A 21,784-nucleotide genomic window follows, 5' to 3' on the forward strand; every position below is an offset into this window, starting at 1 on the left:
GAGGCTCTTTAATAGCGCCATCAGAATTTTTATAAGCATATATTGCCTTAATCGATATGTAATATTTTGTAGCCCTTTGTAAATATTTTAAGCAGGCGCCTCGGCTGTTCATTGCTTATCAAGTGCTAGTTCTTTTTCGTATTCGAACGGTGCTCCACGATTGGCCTGCGAACCGATCATGGCAAGCCGGCATGTGGCTTGGTATCGGCGAATTTCCCGAGCCGTTATGTTGAGTGCTGAACTCATCAGAGCCGTTGGGGCCGAACAGATGGATACAAAAACAGAAGTAGGACATGGCCCAGATTTTTCCCCGTTCGGCTGACATGTGGCTGCGTCTGGCCTTGCTCATCCTGTTCGGCGGGCTGGCTGGGCTATTCGTGGCACTCGTGGTGCTCGACCGTTCGGATTACAACAGCGGCAAGGGTTGGTTGGTACGCCAACCGGTGCCTTTCAGCCATGAGCATCACGCTGGCGCGCTGAAGATCGACTGCCGGTATTGCCATGACAGCGTCGAGACCAGCGCCGTGGCGGGGCTGCCGCCAACCGATACCTGCATGAGTTGTCATTCACAGATTTGGACGGGCGCCGAGATGCTTGCGTCGGTGCGTCAAAGCCTGGTCGAGCACCGGCCCTTGCGCTGGAACCGCGTAGCCGAGCTGCCCGATTACGTCTATTTCCAGCACAACGTCCACGTCAACGCCGGGGTCGGTTGTGAGACTTGTCACGGCCAAGTCGACACCATGCCGCTTATGTATCGAGCAGAGAGTTTCACCATGAGCTGGTGCCTGGACTGTCATCAAGATCCCGCGCCGCGCCTGCGGCCACGCGATGCGGTGACCACCATGGGGTGGAAAACCGAGCACGACCGTCGTGCTGTGGGCGAGGAAATGATCAAGGAGCACCACATCGATACCGAAAACCTGACCCACTGCTATGTCTGTCACAGGTAACCCATGGATCGCACGCCGCTCGACTACGCCGCCATCCGCCAACGTCTTGAAGGCCAGCACGGGCCGCGTTATTGGCGCAGCCTTGAACAGCTGGCTGACGAACCGGCGTTCGCCGCATTCGTCGATGCCGAATTTCCCAGCGTCGCGCCGGAGATGGACCGTCGCCGCTTCCTCCACCTGATGGGTGCTTCCATGGCGTTGGCCGGGCTAGCGGGATGTGGGCAGGAGCCAGAGCAGGGCGTGCCCTACGTCATGCAACCGGAGAAAGTAACGCCCGGAGAGGCGCGCTGGTACGCGAGCGCCGTTCCGTTTGCCGGTTACGCGCAACCGGTGCTTGGACGGACCCACGTTGGTCGGCCGACCAAGCTCGAGGGAAACCCCGACCATCCGCTCAGCCGGGGCGCCGCAACCGCCTTCACCCAGGCGGCTATTCTGCAACTGTACGATCCAGACCGCTCCCAGGCACCTCGCTACGAAGGGCACATCAGTACCTGGAATGCGTTTCAGGGTGCGGCGGTGGAGCAGGCAGCCCGTGCCGACGCAGCGCAAGGCGGTGGCTTGCATGTGCTGATGGGCGCCAATAGCTCGCCGACTCTGCAGCGTCAGTTCGCCGCGATGATCGAGCGTTGGCCGCAGGCGAGGCTGTACCGCTTCGAACCTTGGGAAGGCGAAGCCTACGCCGCCAGCGAACGAGCGCTGGGACGTCCGTTGGAAACCCACTATCGATTCGAAGATGCCGAGTGGGTGGTGAGCTTCGAGCATGACTGGCTCGGCCCCGGCCCACGTGAACTACCACAGGCGATTGCCTGGAGCGAGCGCAAGCGGCGGGCGGCACGCGGTGAGGGCGAGGCACGCTTGATCGTGGTGGAATCCTTGTCCACCGTAACCGGCGCCAAGGCGGTCAATCGGCGGCGGGTCGAACCGTCCCAACTACGCGCTTACGTGCAGGCATTGGTGGCGGCGTTTGGCGGTGGCGCTGCGACGAGCCTGCCAGCCGATGCGCAACATTGGATCGATGAGCTGGCCAGGCAACTGCAGGCGCGTCGCGGTCGTTGCCTGATCACCGCTGGCGAATTTGCGCCATTGGACGTCCAGGCCGCGGTGCATTGGCTCAATCAACGGCTCGGCAACTTCGGCAAGACCGTTCTCTATACCGAACCGGTGACCTGGCTCGAAGCCGGAGGGCAGCGCGTCTCCGGTCTGGCGGAGTTGGTGGCGGCGATGCTGGCTGGTGAGGTCGAAACCCTGCTGATGCTTGATTGCAATCCAGCGCACACGGCGCCGGGGGGGTTGACCTTCACCGACGCCTTGGAGCGGGTTCCGCAGCGTATTCATGCCGGGCTCTATTACGACGAAACGGCGGCTCTCAGTCATTGGCATCTGCCCTTGACCCACGCACTGGATGGCTGGTGCGACAGCCGCGCCGCTGATGGCGGCGTCTGCCTGACACAACCGCTGGTGCGCCCGTTCTATAGCAGCCGCACCCAGGCCGAGGTGCTGGCGCTGATGATGGGCGACCTGTCGCCAGACGCCCTGACGCTGATGCGGCAAACCTGGCAGATGCTGAATGACGATGCCTGGCGTCGGGCGCTGGAACTCGGGTTCATCCGCGACAGTGCCTTCGCATCGGTCGAGGCCAGCGCGAGCGCGCCGCGGTGGGACGCTTCAGCTACTTCCGAGGCGGTCGGCCTGAGTGTGCTGTTCCGGCCCGACCCGAGCGTCTGGGACGGGCGCTTCGCCAATCTCGGCTGGCTCCAGGAACTGCCCAAGCCGATCAGCAAGCTCACTTGGGATAACGTCATCGGCGTTTCGCCGGCGCTGGCCGAGCGGGAAGGCATCGCCAGCGGCGACCGCTTGCGCGTCACGCTCGGGCGCGACGTGGCCGAGGGACCTGCCTGGATCATGCCGGGCCAGGCCGATGATACGCTGAGTCTTTTCGGCGGCTACGGGCGTGCTCGTGCGGGACGAGTCGGCGATGGGCTTGGTTACGATGTTTCGCCGCTGCGCACGGCGGACCAACCCTGGAAGCGTGAGGGTGCGCAGCTGACCCGGCTGGCGCGCCATACCAAGCTGGCGTCGACCCAGCCGCATCACGTTCTGCACGGCAAGGAGCTGATTCGCAGTCACCCGCGCGAGGTGGCGTTCGACGAAGCCGCACCCAAGCCGGAGCAGGTCACGCTTTATCCACCACCGAAGCAGGGCGATACCGCTTGGGGCATGGTCATCGATCTGGACCAGTGCATCGGCTGCAACGCCTGCGTGGTGGCCTGTCAGGCCGAAAACAACATACCGGTGGTGGGCAAGGAACAGGTCGAGATGGGACGCAGCATGCACTGGTTGCGCGTCGATCATTATTACGGCGGCGACCCCCGCGAACCGACCTCGGCGTTCCAGCCGGTGCCCTGCATGCATTGCGACCAGGCGCCCTGCGAAGTGGGTTGCCCAGTGAACGCGACGGTGCACGGCCCGGATGGGCTGAACGAGCAGATCTACAACCGCTGCATCGGCACGCGCACCTGCTCCTCGTACTGCCCGTACAAGGTGCGTCGTTTCAATTGGTTCGACCTCACCCAGGACGATCCGCCCTCTATCCAGCATCAGCGCAACCCCAATGTCACGGTGCGTTCGCGCGGGGTCATGGAGAAATGCACCTATTGCGTGCAGCGCATCAGCGAAGCACGGATTACCGCCCGTATCGAAGACCGCGAGATCGCCGATGGTGAGGTGAAAACAGCTTGTCAGCAGACCTGTCCGACCCAGGCGATCGTCTTCGGCAACCTTCAGGACCCGAACGCAGAGGTCAACCGCGAACGCCACACCAGACGACACTACGCGTTGCTCGAAGAACTCAATACCCGGCCCAAGACCACCTATCTGGGCCTGGTCGAGGAGCCGGCAGCCCTGCCGGGCGATGCCGAGCCCCTGGAGTTGCGCTCGGCCAAGGGGGAACGTGATGCCTGAGGCGCCGCATTTCCTGCCGCAAGGGATGCCGCTTGGCGCGGTGTCGGAGCGGGTGCTCGACCTGCCGACCGACTTCAACCGCTACCGGCGGGCCTGGTGGCTGCTGTTCACTCTCAGCTGCCTGCTGCTGGGTGTGTTCGTTGTCGCCGCGGCGGTGGCGTTGTGGAGAGGCGTTGGTGTCTGGGGCAACAACATCCCGGTGAACTGGGGCTTCGCCATTCTCAATTACATGTGGTGGCTCGGCATCGGCCACGCCGGCACGTTCATCTCGGCTTTGCTGCTGTTGCTCAACCGCCCGTGGCGCAACTCGCTCAACCGCCTCGCCGAGTTGATGACGCTGATGGCCGTGGTCTGCGCCGGGGTCTATCCGATCCTGCACCTGGGACGGCCCTGGCTGTTCTACTGGACCGCGCCATACCCCAACACCATGGAGCTCTGGCCACAGTTCAAGAGCCCGACGGCCTGGGACTTTTTCGCGGTGCTGGGTTACCTCGGCGTGTCGCTGCTGTTCTTGTATGTCGGCTCCATCCCTGATTTCGCCTCGGCGCGTGATCGCGCCACCAAGCGGCACTATCAGTATTTCTACGGGCTGCTCGCGCTCGGCTGGCGGGGCGCGGCTTCGCACTGGAGCCACTGGCGCCGCACCTACCGATTCATCGCATTGCTGGCGGTACCGCTGGTGTTTTCGGTGTCCAGTGGCTACTCGTTCCTGCTCGATTTGGCGCCTGAAACGGGCTGGCACTCGACCGTCTTTCCGCCGTATTTCGTCGCCGGTGCGGTGTTCTCCGGTTTCGCCATGGTTATCGTCATCGCGCTCGGATTGCGGCGGTTCTTCGGTTGGCACGAGCTGATCACTGACAGCCACCTGGAAAAGCTCGGGCTGCTGTTGCTGGCGACCAGCTGGATGACCAGCTACGGCTATTTCGCCGAACCCTTCATCGCGTTTTATTCGGGCAAGGAGCACGAAATCCTGGTGACCATGAACCGCATCGCCGGGCCCACGGCCTGGAGTTTCTGGACGGCAATCTTCTTCAATCTGGTGGTGACACAGGCGCTCTGGTGGCCGGCGGTGCGGCGCAACGGTCGGGCCATGTTGATCATCGCCCTGGGCGTGCTGGTGGGCATGTGGTGCGAGCGCTACATGCTGATCATCCAGCCGCCGACGCGTGATTACCTGGTCTCTAGCTGGCAGGCCTACAGCCCGTCGTTCTGGGATTGGGCGCTGTTCATCGGCACCTTCGGCCTGTTCATGGTGCCGTTCTCGCTGTTCATGCGCTTCCTGCCGATGATCTCGACCTTCGAGCTCAAGGAGGTGCTGCATCGCTACCGGGGAGGCGCCAATGAGTAAGCGCCATTACGGCCTGCTGGCTGATTTCGCTCATCCCGATGCGATGCTCGATACCGCGCGCGCTGCCCGGGCGGCGGGCTATCGGCGAATAGAGGCCTACAGCCCGTTTCCGGTGGAAGGGATAGAAGAATTGCTCGAGCACCGCAGCAATCGCCCTTACGGGTTTGGCGTGGTCGGGGCGCTGGTGGGTATCGTCATCGGCCTGGGCATGCAGATCTACGCCAACCTAAGCTATCCGATGGAGATCGGCGGAAGGCCACTGATCGCGTTGCAAAGCTTCAGCATCGTGACCTTTCTGCTGATGGTCAGCTTCGCGACGATATTCGCCGTGTTCGGCCTGCTCTGGTTGTGCCGGTTGCCCTTGCTCTGGCACCCGCTGCATGAGGCGAGCGCGTTCGGGCGGGCTACCGATGATCGCTTTCTGCTCTGTATCCGCGCTGATGATCCGCTGTACGACCAGACCGGCACAGCAGTCTGGCTGGCCGAACGCGCAATGTCAGTGACAGAGGTGCCGGCATGATTCGCTGGCTGTTGCTCTGTGCGCTGCTGTTGGGCCTTGTCGGTTGTGATGACATGGCTCAGCAGCCGCGTGCCGATGCGCAGGAGCCCAGCAGGTTCTTTCCGGACGGTGAGGTCAACCAGGTGCCGCCTGCCGGCACCGTTGCCCGTGGGGATCTCACTTGGGAAGCCGTATTGGCCGAGCGGCCAGCGCTGACGGTGGAACTCATGCAGCGTGGTCGGGAGCGCTTCGAGATTTACTGCTCGCCTTGCCACGGGGTAGCGGGCGACGGCAATGGCACCGTGGTCAATCGCGGATTTCCCCGGCCGCCGGATGTTGCCGAGCCCAGGCTCATCGCGGCGCCCGACCGGCATTTCATGGACGTCATCGCCCATGGCTACGGCCAGATGTACAGCTATGCCGCACGCGTGCTGCCCGCCGATCGCTGGGCCATCGTCGGCTATATCCGCGCCTTGCAATTCAGCCGTCGCGCCGAGGTTGGCGGCCTGCCTGAAATCGACCGCGACACGCTGGAGCGCCTGCCATGAGCGCTCGTAGAGTGGCATTTGTCGGCGTCGGACTCGGCGTGCTCGGGTTGTTGGCGTGCCTGCTACTGACCAGTCGCGAGGCGGTGGCGGCGAGCCTGGCCAGTCTGCTGGGCCTGGCCGGCATTCCGTTGGGTGGGTTGTGTCTGGGCTTGAGCGTGGCGCTGGTCAGTGGCAATGCGCGGGACCAGTTATGGCCATGGACGCTGTTCAGTGCGCGTGCCTTGCCAATGCTGGCGTTGATCGCGCTCCCGGTGCTGGCGGGAGCCGGTGCGCTCTACGAATGGGTGGGCACCGACGAAGGCGGCTTCCGTGGTTTCTGGCTTGCCTGGACGAGCTTTGCGGTGCGCGCAGTGCTGTATCTGGCGGCGTGGTGGGCCTTGGCGAAATGGGTGCTACCGCTAAGCCTCAATCGGCCCGCAGCGGCCGGTCTGGGCTTGATCGCTCTGGTATTGACCACATCGCTGGCCGCGGTGGACTGGGCGATGTCGCTCGACCCGCATTTCACATCCAGCCTGTTTGGCATGGTCTGGTTCGGTCGGCTGATGCTCACTGGCATCGCCTTCTGCTGCTTGCTGGTGCTCAGTCGTGGCCGCGATCGGTCGGGCCGCGATCGGCCGGGCGTGCTGCGCGGCATGCTGGCCGCCGCGGCATTGGCGTGGCTCTACCTGCATTTCATGCAGTACCTGGTGATCTGGTACGGCAACCTACCTGAGGAAATTCGCTGGTATCAGCACCGCACCGAGGGTGTCTGGTTGTGGCTGACCTGGCTGTTGGGCGCCGGTCAGTCGCTGGTTTTCATCACGTTGCTCTGGCCGTTCTCACAGCGCCGCCCGGCATTGACGGCGCTGGCCGCAACGACACTGGTGCTGGGGTTGGTCGAAGGTGTCTGGTTGAGCTTGCCGGAATTGAAGGCAATGCAACCCGTGGTTCTGGGGTTGGCGCTGGTCTGCGCCTGGATGGCTGGCGTCGGGCTGCTGGCTCTGGCCTTACTGCCGGGAGGAATGATGCCGAGGAGAACGCCATGAGTGTGCCGGTGGATCCGGTTTCGAAAGAAGACGGCTTCGAGCATCACGACGCCAACGTCAAAGTTCTACTGATCATCGGTTTCGGCATTTTCGCCGCCTTGCTGGTGGCGGGCATCGGGGTGGCTGGCTTGCTCTGGTGGTACGACCTGCAGCCGGACAAGCCGGTCACCGCGCTTGAGAGACGCACGGAGAAACCGCCCAAGCCGCGGTTGGAGAACGACCCGCGGGCAGGCGGTAACGAGGTCGTGGTGGCGGGGCGCGAATTGATCGAGCACTACGGCTGGGTCGATCGTGAGGCCGGGCTGGCGCGTATCCCGGTGGATCGCGGCATTGTGCTGTTGGCCCAACGTGGCTGGCCTTCACGTGCAGAGCCCGAACCGGGTGAAAAAATGCCGCCTCGTGAGCAACAAGCCAGGGGGAGGGCGCAGCAGTGATGCATCGATCTCTGTACCCGGACGGGGCGACGACGAACGGGTGGCACCCATCTTACGGATCTTCTGTGTGTATGCGCCTGCCTTGGCGCAAAGCCCCCGAACCATGGCGGCCGACTCAACACCCCCAGGCCACGACTCGCTTTCCACGCTACCTTGCCACCCTGTTTCTGACTGTCCTCGTCCTGCAGTACGGTGGGCCAGTGATGGCCGACGCACCGTTCGATCCCTTCGCCGCGGCTGGCATCGAACAAAAGCCCGGCGCGCAGGTGCCGTTGAAGCTGCGCTTTACCAATGTGAACGGCGACCACGTCACCCTCGACGAGCTATTCGGGGCGCGCCCGGTGATACTCGCGCCGGTCTACTATCGTTGCCCGAACGTCTGCGGCGCGCAGCTTTCGAGCCTGTTCAACCTGTTGTCGGCGTTGTCCTTCGAGCTTGGCAAAGACTACGAGGTGATCGCCTTCAGTATCGACCCGCGCGAAACCCCGCAGGATGCGGAGGCCGAGCGCGCCAAGTTGCGCAAACGTTGGCCGCAGCTGGTGGATTCGCCGCACGTGCACTTTCTCAGCGAGGTCGCCCCGGCGACTCGTCCAGAGCCGAACCCTTCACATCCGGCTGCTGGTGCCGCGCTGGCCGAGGCGCTCGGCTTCACCTACAGCTGGGATCCGGAGATCGGCGAGTTCGCCCATGCTTCGGCGATCGCCACGCTAAGCGCTGAAGGGAAACTGGTGCGCTGGCTGTACGGCCTCGGCTATCAACCGGATGACATGCGCCTGGCGCTGACTGACGCCGGGGAAGGAAAGATAGGCTCGCTGGGCGACCAGCTGCTGCTGCTCTGTTATCACTACAACCCACGCACTGGTGGCTACGACAACCTGGTCATCGGTGCGCTGCAGGTCGGTGGCATCGGCACCACTCTGCTGCTGGGCGGCTTCATCGGAGTCACCCTCTGGCGCGAGCGTCGCAAGTCGAAGGCTGACGCATGAACGAAGCCTTCGTCCGCTTCTGGCCGCAAACGGCCTCAAACTACGCCGGGAATGTCGACTGGCTGGTCTTCGCCTTCACCGGAATGATGATGTTCTTCGTGGTGCCGGTGTTCGTCCTGCTGGTGCTGTTCTCGTTCCGCTATCGCAAGGGCACACAGGTGCCGCGGGATCATCGCCCCCGCGGCAGCATGAAAGTCGAGATGACCTGGATCGCCTTGCCCTTCGTCGGCGCCATGGTCATCTACCTGGTGTCGGCCAAGCTCTACTACGAGGTGCGCACGCCACCGCCGGACGCCATGGAAATCCAGGTGGTCGGCAAGCAGTGGATGTGGAAGTTCCAGCACCCCGGCGGCCAGCGCGAGATCAATACGCTGCACGTGCCGGTCGACCAGCCGATCAAGCTCAACATGATCTCCCAGGACGTCATCCACAGCCTGTATTTTCCGGCCCTGCGGGTGAAGCAGGACCTGCTGCCCGGCCGCTACACCCAGCTCTGGTTCAAAGCAACCAAGACCGGACGCTTCCAGGCCTACTGCGCCGAGTATTGCGGCACCGACCATTCTCGGATGCTGGCGGATCTGGTGATCTTGCCTGCGCAGGAATACGCGGCGTGGCTGGAACAGGCCGGGACGTCGGAAAGCCTGGCCGATCAGGGCGGCGCGCTGTTCCGTCAGTTTGGCTGCAGCGGTTGCCATGGTGCGGCCAATGTCGCTCACGCGCCGAATCTGGTTGGCCTCTACGGCCGTCGGGTGGCGCTGCAGAACGGTGAATCGGTGCTGGCCGACGATGGCTACATTCGCGACAGCATCCTGCTGCCGAACAAGCAGGTCGTGGCCGGCTTCGAGCCCATCATGCCCAGCTTCGACAACGTGCTGGATGAGGAAGCGGTGCTGCGTCTGACCGCTTATATCAAGTCTTTAGGACACGTTGGTGAAGGAGGGCAGGATGCTGCTGACCAACCCTGAAACCAGCCTACCTCGGCACAGGAGTTCCACCCGTTGAGCCAGAAGAACCCCGCCGCGAACCAGCGCCCCAGCTACCTGGCCGACGAGCACGGCCTGCGCACCTGGTTCATGACCACCGACCACAAGCGCATCGGGATCATGTACCTGATCGCCGTCACCGCGTTCTTCTTCCTCGGCGGGCTGGCGGCCAGTGCGATCCGCATCGAGCTGATCACGCCGGAAGGCGACCTGCTGACCGCCGATGGCTACAACCGCGCCTTCACGTTGCATGGCGTGGTGATGGTGTGGTTTTTTCTGATTCCGTCGATCCCGGCGGTGTTTGGCAACTTCCTCGTCCCGATCATGATTGGCGCCAAGGACATGGCCTTTCCCAAGCTGAACCTGTTCAGCTGGTACCTGCTGGTGGGCGGCGGCGCGTTCACCCTCTTCGCGTTATTGGCCGGCGGCGTGGACACCGGCTGGACCTTCTACACGCCGCTCTCGACCATGTTCAGCAACGGCCATGTGGTGGCGGTGATCCTCGGCGTGTTCATCACCGGGTTCTCCTCGATCCTTACCGGGCTGAACATCATCGTTACCATCCACACGCTGCGCGCGCCCGGGATGACCTGGTTCCGCATGCCGCTGTTCTGCTGGTCGCTGTACGCCACCTCGGTGATCCTGGTGCTGGCCACGCCGGTGCTCGCGATCACGCTGATACTGGTCGCCGCCGAGCACCTGTTTCATATCGGCGTGTTCGACCCGACGCTGGGCGGCGATCCGCTGCTGTTCCAGCACCTGTTCTGGTTCTACAGCCACCCGGCCGTGTACATCATGATCCTGCCGGCCATGGGCGTGATGAGCGAACTGGTCACGGCGGCGGCACACAAGCGCATCTTCGGCTACAGCTTCGTGGCCTATTCGAGCCTGGCGATCGCGGTGATCGGCTTCATGGTCTGGGGGCACCACATGTTCGTCGCGGGCCAGTCGATGTACGCCAGCATGGTGTTTTCGCTGCTCAGCTTCCTGGTCGCGATCCCCTCGGCGATCAAGGTCTACAACTGGACCGCGACGCTCTACAAAAGCAACCTGACCATCAATGCGCCGTTCCTGTACGCGGTGACCTTCATCGGTCTGTTCGTGGTGGGCGGGGTGACCGGTCTGTTCCTCGCGTTGCTGGCGGCCGATGTGCACGTTCACGACACCTACTTCGTGGTCGCGCATTTCCACTACATCATGGTCGGCGCGGCGGTGGCAGGGTTCTTCGGCGCGCTGCATTTCTGGTGGCCGAAGATGACCGGGCGGATGTACTCCCAGCTGTGGGGCAAAATCGCCGCGGTAATGATCTTCCTCGGTTTCAACCTGACGTTCTTCCCGCAATTCCTGCTCGGCTACCTGGGTATGCCACGGCGATACCACAGCTACGGTGAGGATTTTCAATTCCTCCACGTGCTGTCCTCGGCGGGCGCGGCGATTCTCGCGGTGGCTTATATCCTGCCGTTCTTCTACCTGCTCTGGTCGCTGCGCTACGGGCCAATCGCCGATGACGACCCCTGGGAAGCGGCCGGGCTGGAGTGGCGAACGTCGTCGCCACCACCGACGCACAATTTCGTCGAAACACCGATCGTTGATTTCGAAGCCTACGAGTATCCGCCCGAGGCGACTCATGGCCGTTCGTAAGCGATACCTCGCCGAACAGTTCAGTACCGCCTCGCAGCAGCGCGAGGCGACCTATCTGGGCATGTGGCTGTTCCTGGCCACGGAAATCATGATGTTCGGCGCGTTGTTTCTGGTGATCAGCTACTACCGCCTACATGACCCGCGGGCCGTCGCCGAGGCGGTGCATCATCTGCACTTTGTGCTGGCCGGTTTCAACAGCGCGCTGCTGCTGACCGCCAGCCTGTGCATGAGCCTGGTGGTCAAGGCCTCGCGCCAGGACTATCACCGGCACGTGCAGCTCTGGTTGGTGCTGGCGGCCTTGCTGGGGCTGGGATTTCTCGGCCTGAAGGGCTTCGAGTACGCCTGGGAGTACCGTGAAGGGCTGCTGCCGGGCTCGCCCAACGAGTCGCCGCTGAAAAACCCGGGCTCGCGGCTTTACATGGTCATCTACCTGTACTCCACGGCGTTGCATGCGCTGCACGTGTCGATCGCCGTGGTGCTGGCGCTGGGCATGGCGGCTCGCATTCATTTCGGCCACATGAAGCTGCCCGAGCGCGCCATCACCCTGGAGATGGTCGGCCTCTACTGGCATCTGGTCGACGTCATCTGGATTCTGCTGTACCCCGCTTTGTACCTGCTCGGGAGGCCCGCATGAGTCTTCGCAACCTGTTGCTGACCTACCTCGGTCTGATTTCGCTGCTTGCCGCCAATGTGCTTCTGGCCCTATGGCTGCCAGCCTGGTCCGACTGGGCATTGCTCGGGGCGGCGGGGCAGGCGGCACTGCTGCTGTTCGGTTTCATGCAGCTGGGTCAGCACTCGGCGCTGGTGCGCTTCTTTGCGCTGGGTGCCGGGTTCTGGCTGCTGCTGATGTTCACCCTGACGCTTATCGACCTGTTGACCCGCAAGGCTGGTTTTTAGCGACGCAGATCTGGCAAGCGAACCGAGCCGGACCCTCTCGCATCTGTCGGTGCACAAGGTCTACGGACGCGGTCAGGTCGTCTACCCATGTTGAGCACGACGAAACGACATATGCATGGTCCGTAGCTCGAGAATCATCCCCAACAGGCACGGTCCCAAAAACAATGAGCTTTATGGCGATAGGGCTTGTGCCGCATGGTTCAAACCGGCCAGGCCGAGCCAGAGCTGATACGGTGCGGGCTGCTGAGTACCGCACGTCACTCCGCGAAACGATCCGGTCAGGTTGACGCTTGGCGCTTCAAGCCACCTGAGACGAGGAGGACCGAAATGGTCGATGCCAACGAGCAGCAGCCCGATTGCTTGGAAGATGTCATCAACGAGGTCATCGACCTCGGCGATGGTCAGGCAAAGGTGTCGGTTGGCGATATACAGCAAACGATCGGTCAGCGAAGTTTCGGGCTGTTTTTATTCGTTCCGGCGATTCTTGAGATTAGCCCGGTAGGCGGCATTCCCGGGTTGCCGACCCTGTTGGCGCTGATCATCGCGATGTTCGCCGTGCAGCTACTGTTCGGGCGTGATCATTTCTGGATTCCGGGTTTCATTGCCCGTCGCTCAGTGAGCGGCGACAAACTTGAAAAAGGTCTGAACAAGATAAGACCGGTGGTGCGCTGGCTGGATAAGATCAGCCGCAATCGATTGACGTGGGCGACGCGCAAAGCGTTTCTGAAAGTCATCGCGATTATCTGCCTACTGCTGACAGCTTCGGTGCCACCGCTGGAGCTATTGCCGTTCGCCAGCACCGCACCGTTTTCGGCGATCTGCCTGTTCGGCCTGGGTATCACCACGCGGGATGGAGCGGCGATCGTGGCGGGATCGGTGGTAGCGGTCGGTGCATTCGTACTGGCGGGCATGGGAATTAGCGGCTAAGCGCACGCGGCGGGTGATGGATGACTGCCGGCCTTGGCCATCGAGTAATCCAGCGAATTGACCGGTGGATCTGCTGTACTGAGCCGCGCCCGGCAATCTAGGGCTTGCCGTCAATCAGAGCGTCTTGGCTGCCAATGGCTGTACGGCCGGGCCATGGATGACCCCGCCGTTGGCCTCGAAAATCGAGCCGTGGCAAGGGCAGTCCCAGGTGCGGTCGGCGTTGTTCCAGGTCACGGTGCAGCCCATGTGCGTGCACGCTGCGGAAACGCTATGCAGCGTACCGGAATCGTCTCGCCATACGGCGATCTTCTCATCGCCACGGGTGATCACACCGCCTTCTCCATGACCTATTGCTTCCAGCTCTTCGACCTGCGACTGACTGTCGGTGCTCTGGTTGAAATCATCCGGAGAGGGCCGCGTTGGATCGTAAAGATGCTTCCATGGCCGGCGTCCAGTGATGATCTGGCGAGCGATGCCCAGCCCGGCGGCGGTGCCGTTGCTTATGCCCCAGCCATTGAAACCGGTGGCAACGAACAAACCGGGCGCTTTCTCGCTATCCGGCTCGCCGACGTACGCCATGCGGTCGGCCGTGTCGTAGTCTTCGTTGCACCAACGCCAGGCGGGTTCGCTGACCGGCAGGTTGCCTCGTGCCCAGCTTTCCAGGTCGACGAAGCGCCGGGCGACGTCGCCGTCCTGGCCAGTCTTGAAGCGCGGACCCAGGACGATCAGCAGGGGGCCTTCGGGGTCGTGACCCATGCGGATCGAATGCGTCGGCTCGTCGACCCCGATGAACATCCCCTCCAAATGTGCGTCCCCTTGTGGACGGAAGGCCATCGCTACATGGCAGCGCGGTTGGGTAGGGCTGACGAGATCGATTGGCGTCTCGACCGGCATATGCGTGGCGAGGATCACCTGTTCGGCATCGATACTTCCACCCTCGAAACCGACCTGCCAACGCCCTTTGTGCTCGAAGCTCCGCGCACGGGTTTGCTGGTGGATGCGTCCACCGCGCGCCTGCACCGCATTGGCCAGCCCCAGGAGATAACGGGTCGGGTTGAACTGCGCCTGATCCGGAAATTCCAGGGCACAGGCGGTATCGAAGGGCAGGGGAGCACGCTCCAGAAGCCTGGCGGCAAAACCCAGGCAGCGTGCTGCTTCGGCTTCCTGCTCGATGGCCGCCCGCCAATCCGAGGAGCAGGCGTAGGCAAAGGCGGACTGGTGCTGGTAGTCGCAGTCGATCTGGAGGGTCTCGACCCAGTGACGAATGCGATTTACGGCTTCGCGATTGGCGTCGGCATAACACTGTGCCAGTTCTTGGCCGAAGGTATCGATCAGGTGTCGGTAGATGAGTGCATGCTGAGTGGTGACCTTTGCGGTGGAGCGCCCAGTGACCTGAAGGCCGACCTCGCGCGCTTCGAGCACCACGACGGATTTGCCGGCTTCGCACAGGGTCATCGCCGCGCTCAGCCCGACAATGCCGGCGCCAACCACCACCACGTCGCACTCGCTGTTGCCGGTCAGGCGTGGGAAATCGCCGTGCGGTGCGCTGGCGGTCCAGCAGCAATTGGGGGTTGCGGATAAGGCTGGCATGGCTGGCTTCTCCTCGGCTGAATCGATTGATTGATCTGTCGACGTTTCTCTGCGCGACGGTGAGCACAGGCTGCTCGGCACCGCGGCCTGCCGGCTTTGTGCGCTCACGCAACGTCAGGTACTAGCCAGTAGAACGACCCGATCCGGGCAGGTTCCTGACCATCGGGCAGGACAGAACACGCGCAACCAAGACCGTTCTCCTCTCGTCGGTTTGCCGACGCAGGATCAAACGGATGCCCGGATTGCCGGTCACCTGCTCGAAACTCCGATTGAGGATGTGACCGATGAAGCTCTACTACTATGACCACTGTCCCTTCAGCGCCCGAGTGCGCATGGTATTGAGCCTGAAAGGGATCGAAGCCGAGCGTGTGGTGTTGCCAGCCGATGACGAACAGACCATCACTCAACTGATCGGTAAGCATCAGATACCGGTGCTGGTGCGTGACGATGGCACGCCCATGGCTGACAGCATGGACATCGTCAAATACCTCGACGCTTTAGATGGCCAGCCGATGATTGGTGAACCGGACACCCCTGCGCTAAGCGAGTGGCTGGAGCCGTTCGTGCCGAACCTGCAATACCTCGGCTATCCCCGCTGGACGCAGATCGGCCTTGAGGAGTTCGCCAGCCCCTCGGCCTATGAGCATTTCCGCAGCAAGAAAACCGAAACCGTCGGCGACTTCGATGAGGCGCTGGCCAACACCGAGGCCAAGGCGCGTGACGCGGATGCACAGCTAAGGCGACTGCCAGACATTGTCGATCTGACGCCGACTCATCAGCACCCATGCTGGGACGACATCACGCTATTTCCCATGCTTCGCAGCCTGAGCGTGGTGAAGGCAGTCGACTGGCCCGAAGAGGTGCGTGCCTACACCGTGACCCAAGCGCAGCGGTGCGGGCTGGACACGTTTTTCGACCGGGCACTCTGAATCGTCTTGAGATTGGATGGGCAGTACGCCACGAACGATGCCGAGTCCCAGTTTCGCCATCCCTCGTTCGACAAGCGTGAAGCCCCCATGCCAGGCTCCGCAGCCATGCTGGCCAGGCGAATCGAAACGGGCCGCCCGGCTGGGCATCGACCCGCCTGGGTCGCCTGTGTCTTGGCTAATTGCCTACGCGCTTCATGCACGCCAGGTGCCGATCGTTGACGCGGTTGGCGAACCAGGCCGTCGTCAGATTGCGAGTGATTTTCGGGCTTTCCAGCCGAATTCCAGGCAGCACCGCGCGCGGCAGCGGTTTGCCTGCACGCTTTTCGGCCAGCGCGAACACGCGTTCATACAGGCTGGTTTTCTCGAAGCCGTGGGTATCGCCGCGCTCCAGCGCGTTGCGAATTGCCGTTTCGCTCATGTCCAGCTTGCTCGCCAGCGAGCGAACCGCGCGTTCGGTCTGTCCGGCTTTGCTGCTGCCGTGAATGATCAGATCGCCATCGAGGGCCAGCTTGATGCCGCTGGCGCGGCTTACCGCGGCCTGAAAAGCAGCGTTACGGCTGGCATACCAACCGGCATTGAAGTCGGCGAAGCGGTACAGCGGCTGGGTGTAACTGGCCGGGTAATCGAGCAGGTGAGCGATGCCGAAGTACATGCCCCCACGTCGGGTGAACACTTCGTCGCGGATCGAACCCTTGCGCTCATAGGGATAGTCCCACCGGTGATCTTCGGCAAAGGCGATGCTGACCTGCATCGGGCCACCGGTCTTGACCGGGTTGAGCGTGCCGAACAACTGCTTGCCCAGCGGCATGATGCTGAGAAAGTCGTCGAAAATCGCACTCAACTGTTGTTCGGTGCGCACCGCATTCAGGCGCTCGCTATAGGTCTTGCCGTTAGGCGAGCGGACGTCCAGCGCCGCATTGACCACAAAGCGCGGAACATGCAACCGGGCGGCACGGCGGTAGATTTCTTCGCGCGCGATCTTTGCCAAGCCTGGCACGGCAGGCGTCGCCTGAAAGGTCGATTCCTGCACGGTGACGGCCAACACCGAGCAGATGTTTTCGTTGCTCGGCGGGATATCCAGCGCATCGAAGGCGGTGTAGATATCCATTGCCCAGCCTTGGCGATCCGGGATGTTGCTGGGGATCAGCCGGACGATTTTCGCCCGTACCTCATCGGGCCGGGGCGCGGGCGTTTCTGGCCGCTGAATGCCACAGCCGGCCAGGCTAAGCAGCAGAGCGCCGCCGATAATGGCTGCGGCGCGGCGGGTAAGCGGTGCTGCCGATAAGGCGTCGCCGACCGGTGAGTGTCGCTGAAAAAGTTGAAAAATCATGCCGTTCCGATCGTCGTGTACTGTGAGGCTTCGACAACGAAACGGACGAAGCTGCTGCGCAGTTTGCGTGAAAGCCTGGTGGCAATCAAAGGCACGGGAGCCGTCACTGAAACTTGCATCGCTCGTGTTGTCCGAACCCAGACGATCCCCCCATGCGCTGTGCTACCGGCGCCGCGTCTCAATCGAGCATTTATCCATGAGTGAACAACATTTCGACATTCGGCGACTTGAACGCTACGACAGCACCACAACCGAGTACCTGCTCGCGATCATTACCGATGAGGATCACGCTTCACAGGTGGAGCAGCAAGACGGGCGGATCGCCTGGCAATCGACCCTGCGCCATGATCGTCTGCATCGGCATATGGACCCGCAAACCGGCCTGGCTCGGTACCGGTTCGAGGATATACCGGAGGCAGAGGGGGGCGAATTCCAGTTGGTCAGCCTGATTGCCGAAGGCGGGCGTGGCGCGGAGTTTTCCGAACTGGTGATGTTCGGCAAACGCCTGGTCACTTTCGACGATCGCACCGGGCTGGTCTGCGAAGTCCGCGATCAAAATCAATTGGTGCCGCGCAACATTCTCATGACCGGCAGCGGTGACGAAGCCTTCAAAGGTTTCAAGAGCGAATGGGCGACACTCTGGAACGATCAACTCGTGATTGGCAGCCACGGCAAGAGGCCGGCTGAAGAGTGGGTCAAGATGCTTGATCGCAACTACGGCGTGCGCAGCGTTAACTGGGCGGATCGCTACCAGCGCATCCGTGACGCGCTCGGCGTCGGCCCCGATGGCTACGTCATCCATGAAGCGGCGGAATGGCATCCGTATCGCCGTGAGTGGCTCTTCTTCCCGCGCAAGATCTCGAACGAACCCTTCGACGAGGCGGTGGACGAGCGAGAGCGCGGCGCCAACACGCTGATCATCGCCAACGAAGACTTCAGCGAGATTCGTACGCTGAAAGTGGGCGAGCGCATCCCCGAGCGCGGCATTTCTTCGTTCAAGATCCTGCCGGGTCACCCGGAGGAGTGCATCGGGCTCAAGAGCGTGGAAATCGGCGACCGTACGGAGAGCTACCTGTTCTGCTTCAACCTCGACGGTGAAGTTCTGCAAAACGATATCTTCATTGGCGATTACAAGTGCGAGGGGCTGGAGATTCTCTGATTCGGTCCGTAGGGCGCGACGCTCTACGTCCCTGCGACGCGAGCGTTGTGCCCCTCGTGCGACCGCAATAGCGAAAGCGCTGTCGACGCCTCACTGCTCGGTCCGCTTGCCGCTGAAGGCAGTGATCGGTTTCTCCGGCTCCTTGTCCAGCCCGCCCGCGAAGCTCTTCAACCCCTCGATGATAGGCATCAGTGCCGCCCACAACTCATCGTCGTGCAGCATCTTGTAAGCGCCTGTGACGCCTGGGGCTTCGTCGTGCTTGCCGTCGGGCTTGTAGTGCCCGACGGCGTGGAAGGCCTCCTGGAAGGCGAACACTACCTTGCAGAACTGCGCCGGCTCGATGCGCGATAGTGCCATGCCCAGGATCGACAGGTTCTGCACGGCGTTGAGCGAACCTTCTTTGCTCAGGCCGTCGACCAGCACCTTGAGCAAGCGGTCGTGCGAGCCTGCCAGATCATTGGCGAAGCGCAGCACGCCACGCTGGTGCAGGGTTTCGAGCAGCGTATCGAGTTCTTCACGCGCGCTTGGGCCGATCGGCGTCGGCGGGACGTCGTAGTTCAGTCGTTGGGCCATCAGAATCTCTCCGGATGCGGGGCTTGGGCGGGCGGGGCGACGTAGTCGTCGCGGTACCACTTCACCTCGACGGGCACGCCCTCGTTCGGCGTGCGTTTGGCATGGCGGAAGCTGTTCGGCGGTAGCGGCGGTTCGCCCTTCTCGGGCAGGACCTCCAGTCTGACCGCGGTTTCCTTGTAGGCCGGCGTGTTCACGTCGGGGTCATGGTGTTCTCCGGTAAGCAGGTTGAGCCCGGGCTTGCCCTGATGGATAGGCATGAACAGCGTCTTGCCGGCGACCCGGTCGGTCACGGTGGCACGAACCTCCACCGAGCCGCGTCGCGACATCACGCGCACCCAGGTGCCGTCCTCGATGCCGCGCTCGGCAGCCAGCTCCGGACTGACCTCGACGAACCAGTTCGGCGCCTGCGACCAGATACGCGGCCCTCGGCCGGTCTGGTTGGTGCTCTGGAACTGTTCGAGCATGCGCCCGTTGTCGAGCATGATGTCGTACTCGTCATCCGCCGCTTCGGCCGGCTCCTTCCATTCCAGCGGGAACAGCACGGCCTTGCCGTCATCGGTGTGGAAGCGCTCGGTGTAGAGCAGCGGAGTGGTGCTGCCGTCGCTTTGCATCGGCCAGAACAGCGACTGCCAGCCTTCCAGCCTTTCGTAGCTGATGCCCTGGAACAGGGTGGCGATGCTGGCCGCCTCGTCCATGATCTGGCTCGGGTGGCTGTAGCCCCAGTCGTGGCCCATGCGTTTGGCCAGATCGGTGAGGATCTGCCAGTCCGGGCGGCTGTTGCCGAGCGGCGGCATTACCTGGTAGAAGCGCTGGATGCGCCGTTCGGTGTTGGTGAAGGTGCCGTCCTTTTCCACCGAGGGGCAGGCCGGCAGCACCACGTCGGCGAACTCGGCGGTGCGGCTGAGGAAGATGTCCTGCACCACCATGAAATCGAGGCTTTCGAAGCCGCTGTGCACGTTCTTGCTGTCGGCGTCGGAGAAGGCGGTTTCCTCTCCGATGATGTACATCGCCTTGACCGAGCCCTCGTCGGCACCCTGAACCATGGTGAAGTTGTCGTTGCCCTTCTCCAGCGACAGCGACTCAGGCGAAACCCCCCAGGCCTTGGCCCACTTGTTGCGGTTCTTTTCCTCGGTGACCTTCTCGTAGCCGGGGTACATGTTCTTCAGGCAGCCGAAATCGCTGGCTCCCTGCACGTTGTTGTGGCCGCGCATCGGGTAGCCGCCGGTGCCGGGCCGGCCGTAGTTGCCGGTAACCAGCAGCAGGTTAGACAGCGCCGTGCTGGTGTCCGAACCGTGGCTGTGCTGGGTGATGCCCATGGCCCAGAGCAGGCACACCGACTTGGCCTGCCCGATCAGCTCCGCAGCCTCGATCAGCTTTTCCTTGGCGATGCCGGTGACTTCGGCGGCGAAATCCATGGTGAAGGGGTCGAGCGATTTCCGGTATTCCTCGACCTGGTTGACCCGGGCGCTGAGGAATTCCTGATCGGCATAGCCGTGTTCGAACATGTAGCGCGACAGGGCCGAGGCCCAGACCAGGTCGGTGCTGGAATTGGGTCGCAAATGAATATCGGCGCGTTCGGCCATCTCGTGCTTGCGCGGATCGAACACCACCCACTGCTGCCCGCGGTGTTTCTTCTGCGCCTTGAGCTTGGAGGCGATCACCGGATGGTTCTCGGACAGGTTGCTGCCGACCATCACGATCAAGTCGGCTTTCTCCATGTCCTCAATGGTGCCGGCATCGCCGCCGTAGCCGACGGTGCGGAACAGGCCTTTGGTGGCCGGGTTCTGGCAGTAGCGCGAGGAATTGTCGACGCTGTTGGTGCCGATGATCGCGCGGGCGATTTTCTGCGTGAGATAGGCCTCCTCGTTGCTGGCCTTGCTCGAGCCGATGAAGCCGATGGCGTCCGGCCCGTGGCTGTCGCGGATCTGCATGAGCCGATGCGCGACCAGATCCAGCGCCTCGTCCCAGCTGGCTTCGCGGAACTGGCCGTTCTCGCGGATCAGCGGGGTGGTCAGGCGTTTCGGGTCGTTGACGAAGTCCCAGGCGAACTTGCCCTTGATGCAGGTGGAGATGCCGTTGGCCGGCGCATCGACCACCGGCTGCACCTTGAGGATGTGCCGGTCGCGGGTCCACATCTCGAAGGAGCAGCCCACGCCGCAGTAAGTGCACACGGTCTTGGTGCGCTTGATCTCCGGCTGGCGCCAGTGCATGTCCATTTTCGAGATGGCGGTGATCGGGCGGGCACCAATGGTTTCCTCGAGCTTCTTGACCATGTCGATCATCGGCCGCTTGATGTCCTGCGGCAGCGACGTGAACGGGCCGGCATCCGGCTGCATGGTCTTCTCCAGCAGCGCATTGCAGGGGCAAACGGTGACGCAGTGGCCGCAGCTGACGCAGCTCGACTCGTCGATCGGCTTACCGCCGTCCCAGAGCACGCGTGGGTGCTCCATGGTGAAGTCGATCGACAGCGTCTCGTTGACCTCGACGTTCTGGCAGGCCTCGACGCAGCGGCCGCAGAGAATGCACTGGTCCGGATCGTAGGTGTAGAAGGGATTGGAGTGGTCTTTCTCGTAGGGCTTGCGTTTGAACTCGTAGCGCTGGATCGGTGGATCGATCTGCGCATAGGTGTTATGCAACGTGCAGTCGCCGGTGTTGTGCTCACAGACCGTGCAATACAGCTCATGCTTGGCCACCAGCCGGTCCATTCCTTCCTCGCGGGCCGCCTTGGCCTCGGCGATCTGGCTGGTGATTTCCAGCCCGTCGCGGGCCTTCAACGTGCAGCCGCGCACCAGTTCTCCGTCGACTTGTACCCAGCAGACATCGCAGGTCTGTGGCGAGCCCAGCGCACGGTGATAACAGACGTGGGGCAGGTCAATGTCGTGCCTGGCGAGGAAATCGATCAGCGGGGTGTCGGCTTCGCCGACAAGAGGGGCGCCGTCATAGTGAATCGTGCATTCGGTCATCAGGCCTCCGGGTTATTTTATGCCGAGGCTTAGGAACAGAG

Annotated in this window: 19 protein-coding genes; 15 read left to right on the forward strand and 4 right to left on the reverse strand. The window is 62.6% G+C overall.

Annotated elements, in window-relative coordinates; translation table 11 throughout:
* Positions 1 to 293: 293 nt before the first annotated feature.
* The 13 genes from ACL0K2_RS00005 to ACL0K2_RS00065 all read left to right on the forward strand — a co-directional run bounded on the left by ACL0K2_RS00005 (position 294) and on the right by ACL0K2_RS00065 (position 13,199).
* Positions 294 to 950 (forward strand): cytochrome c3 family protein, encoded by a 657-nt coding sequence (locus ACL0K2_RS00005; RefSeq protein WP_413043451.1) that lies wholly within the window; start codon positions 294 to 296, stop codon positions 948 to 950.
* Between the two features lie 3 nt (positions 951 to 953).
* Positions 954 to 3,911: a TAT-variant-translocated molybdopterin oxidoreductase gene (locus ACL0K2_RS00010; RefSeq protein WP_413043452.1), complete on the forward strand. Its 2,958-nt coding sequence runs from the start codon at positions 954 to 956 to the stop codon at positions 3,909 to 3,911.
* Positions 3,904 to 5,259: an NrfD/PsrC family molybdoenzyme membrane anchor subunit gene (gene nrfD / locus ACL0K2_RS00015; RefSeq protein ID WP_413043453.1), complete on the forward strand. Its 1,356-nt coding sequence runs from the start codon at positions 3,904 to 3,906 to the stop codon at positions 5,257 to 5,259. The genes ACL0K2_RS00010 and nrfD overlap by 8 nt, the downstream gene beginning before the upstream one ends.
* Positions 5,252 to 5,779: a DUF3341 domain-containing protein gene (locus ACL0K2_RS00020; RefSeq protein WP_045161699.1), complete on the forward strand. Its 528-nt coding sequence runs from the start codon at positions 5,252 to 5,254 to the stop codon at positions 5,777 to 5,779. The genes nrfD and ACL0K2_RS00020 overlap by 8 nt, the downstream gene beginning before the upstream one ends.
* A complete protein-coding gene (locus ACL0K2_RS00025) occupies positions 5,776 to 6,306 on the forward strand; it encodes a c-type cytochrome (protein WP_413043454.1) in 531 nt (176 codons plus the stop codon). Before ACL0K2_RS00020 ends, ACL0K2_RS00025 begins: the two co-directional genes overlap by 4 nt.
* Positions 6,303 to 7,331: a hypothetical protein gene (locus ACL0K2_RS00030; RefSeq protein ID WP_413043455.1), complete on the forward strand. Its 1,029-nt coding sequence runs from the start codon at positions 6,303 to 6,305 to the stop codon at positions 7,329 to 7,331. Before ACL0K2_RS00025 ends, ACL0K2_RS00030 begins: the two co-directional genes overlap by 4 nt.
* On the forward strand, positions 7,328 to 7,765 hold the full coding sequence (locus tag ACL0K2_RS00035; protein ID WP_052679287.1) for a hypothetical protein: 438 nt from the start codon (positions 7,328 to 7,330) through the stop codon (positions 7,763 to 7,765). Before ACL0K2_RS00030 ends, ACL0K2_RS00035 begins: the two co-directional genes overlap by 4 nt.
* Before the next feature lie 71 nt (positions 7,766 to 7,836).
* On the forward strand, positions 7,837 to 8,751 hold the full coding sequence (locus ACL0K2_RS00040) for an SCO family protein (protein WP_239612111.1): 915 nt from the start codon (positions 7,837 to 7,839) through the stop codon (positions 8,749 to 8,751).
* On the forward strand, positions 8,748 to 9,716 hold the full coding sequence (gene coxB, locus ACL0K2_RS00045; protein ID WP_045161703.1) for a cytochrome c oxidase subunit II: 969 nt from the start codon (positions 8,748 to 8,750) through the stop codon (positions 9,714 to 9,716). The genes ACL0K2_RS00040 and coxB overlap by 4 nt, the downstream gene beginning before the upstream one ends.
* 33 nt (positions 9,717 to 9,749) lie before the next feature.
* A complete protein-coding gene (locus ACL0K2_RS00050; protein ID WP_413043456.1) occupies positions 9,750 to 11,375 on the forward strand; it encodes a cytochrome c oxidase subunit I in 1,626 nt (541 codons plus the stop codon).
* Positions 11,362 to 12,009: a cytochrome c oxidase subunit 3 gene (locus tag ACL0K2_RS00055; RefSeq protein ID WP_413043457.1), complete on the forward strand. Its 648-nt coding sequence runs from the start codon at positions 11,362 to 11,364 to the stop codon at positions 12,007 to 12,009. The genes ACL0K2_RS00050 and ACL0K2_RS00055 overlap by 14 nt, the downstream gene beginning before the upstream one ends.
* Positions 12,006 to 12,272, forward strand: coding sequence for a hypothetical protein (locus ACL0K2_RS00060; protein WP_045161706.1), 267 nt, complete (start codon positions 12,006 to 12,008; stop codon positions 12,270 to 12,272). The genes ACL0K2_RS00055 and ACL0K2_RS00060 overlap by 4 nt, the downstream gene beginning before the upstream one ends.
* 327 nt (positions 12,273 to 12,599) lie before the next feature.
* Positions 12,600 to 13,199 carry an exopolysaccharide biosynthesis protein gene (locus ACL0K2_RS00065; RefSeq protein WP_413043458.1) on the forward strand — a complete coding sequence of 200 codons (600 nt, stop codon included), beginning with the start codon at positions 12,600 to 12,602 and terminating at the stop codon, positions 13,197 to 13,199.
* Between the two features lie 114 nt (positions 13,200 to 13,313).
* Here the strand turns inward: ACL0K2_RS00065 and ACL0K2_RS00070 are convergent, their stop codons facing one another.
* The gene (locus ACL0K2_RS00070) at positions 13,314 to 14,789 is read right to left on the reverse strand and encodes an FAD-dependent oxidoreductase (protein ID WP_045161708.1); all 1,476 of its coding nucleotides are present in this window, start codon (positions 14,787 to 14,789) and stop codon (positions 13,314 to 13,316) included.
* A gap of 284 nt (positions 14,790 to 15,073) precedes the next feature.
* Between ACL0K2_RS00070 and grxB the strand changes: the two genes are divergently transcribed.
* Entirely contained in the window at positions 15,074 to 15,718 is a 645-nt protein-coding gene (gene grxB, locus ACL0K2_RS00075) for a glutaredoxin 2 (RefSeq protein WP_239612116.1), read from the forward strand.
* A 175-nt stretch (positions 15,719 to 15,893) separates the two neighbouring features.
* Here the strand turns inward: grxB and ACL0K2_RS00080 are convergent, their stop codons facing one another.
* A complete protein-coding gene (locus tag ACL0K2_RS00080; RefSeq protein WP_413043459.1) occupies positions 15,894 to 17,048 on the reverse strand; it encodes a DUF1615 domain-containing protein in 1,155 nt (384 codons plus the stop codon).
* 196 nt (positions 17,049 to 17,244) lie between these two features.
* Here ACL0K2_RS00080 and ACL0K2_RS00085 point away from each other — a divergent pair, with 196 nt between their 5' ends.
* Complete coding sequence (locus ACL0K2_RS00085) at positions 17,245 to 18,207, forward strand: hypothetical protein (protein WP_239612117.1); 963 nt, start codon at positions 17,245 to 17,247, stop codon at positions 18,205 to 18,207.
* 90 nt (positions 18,208 to 18,297) lie between these two features.
* Here ACL0K2_RS00085 and ACL0K2_RS00090 read toward each other — a convergent pair whose 3' ends face one another.
* A complete protein-coding gene (locus tag ACL0K2_RS00090; RefSeq protein ID WP_045161714.1) occupies positions 18,298 to 18,780 on the reverse strand; it encodes a DUF1641 domain-containing protein in 483 nt (160 codons plus the stop codon).
* Positions 18,780 to 21,743, reverse strand: a complete 2,964-nt coding sequence (gene fdhF / locus ACL0K2_RS00095; protein ID WP_413043460.1) for a formate dehydrogenase subunit alpha — start codon at positions 21,741 to 21,743, stop codon at positions 18,780 to 18,782. Before fdhF ends, ACL0K2_RS00090 begins: the two co-directional genes overlap by 1 nt.
* Between the last annotated feature and the right edge of the window lie 41 nt (positions 21,744 to 21,784).

The organism is Pseudomonas sp. YJ42, from assembly GCF_047225135.1.
Lineage (GTDB): Bacteria > Pseudomonadota > Gammaproteobacteria > Pseudomonadales > Pseudomonadaceae > Stutzerimonas > Stutzerimonas stutzeri_E.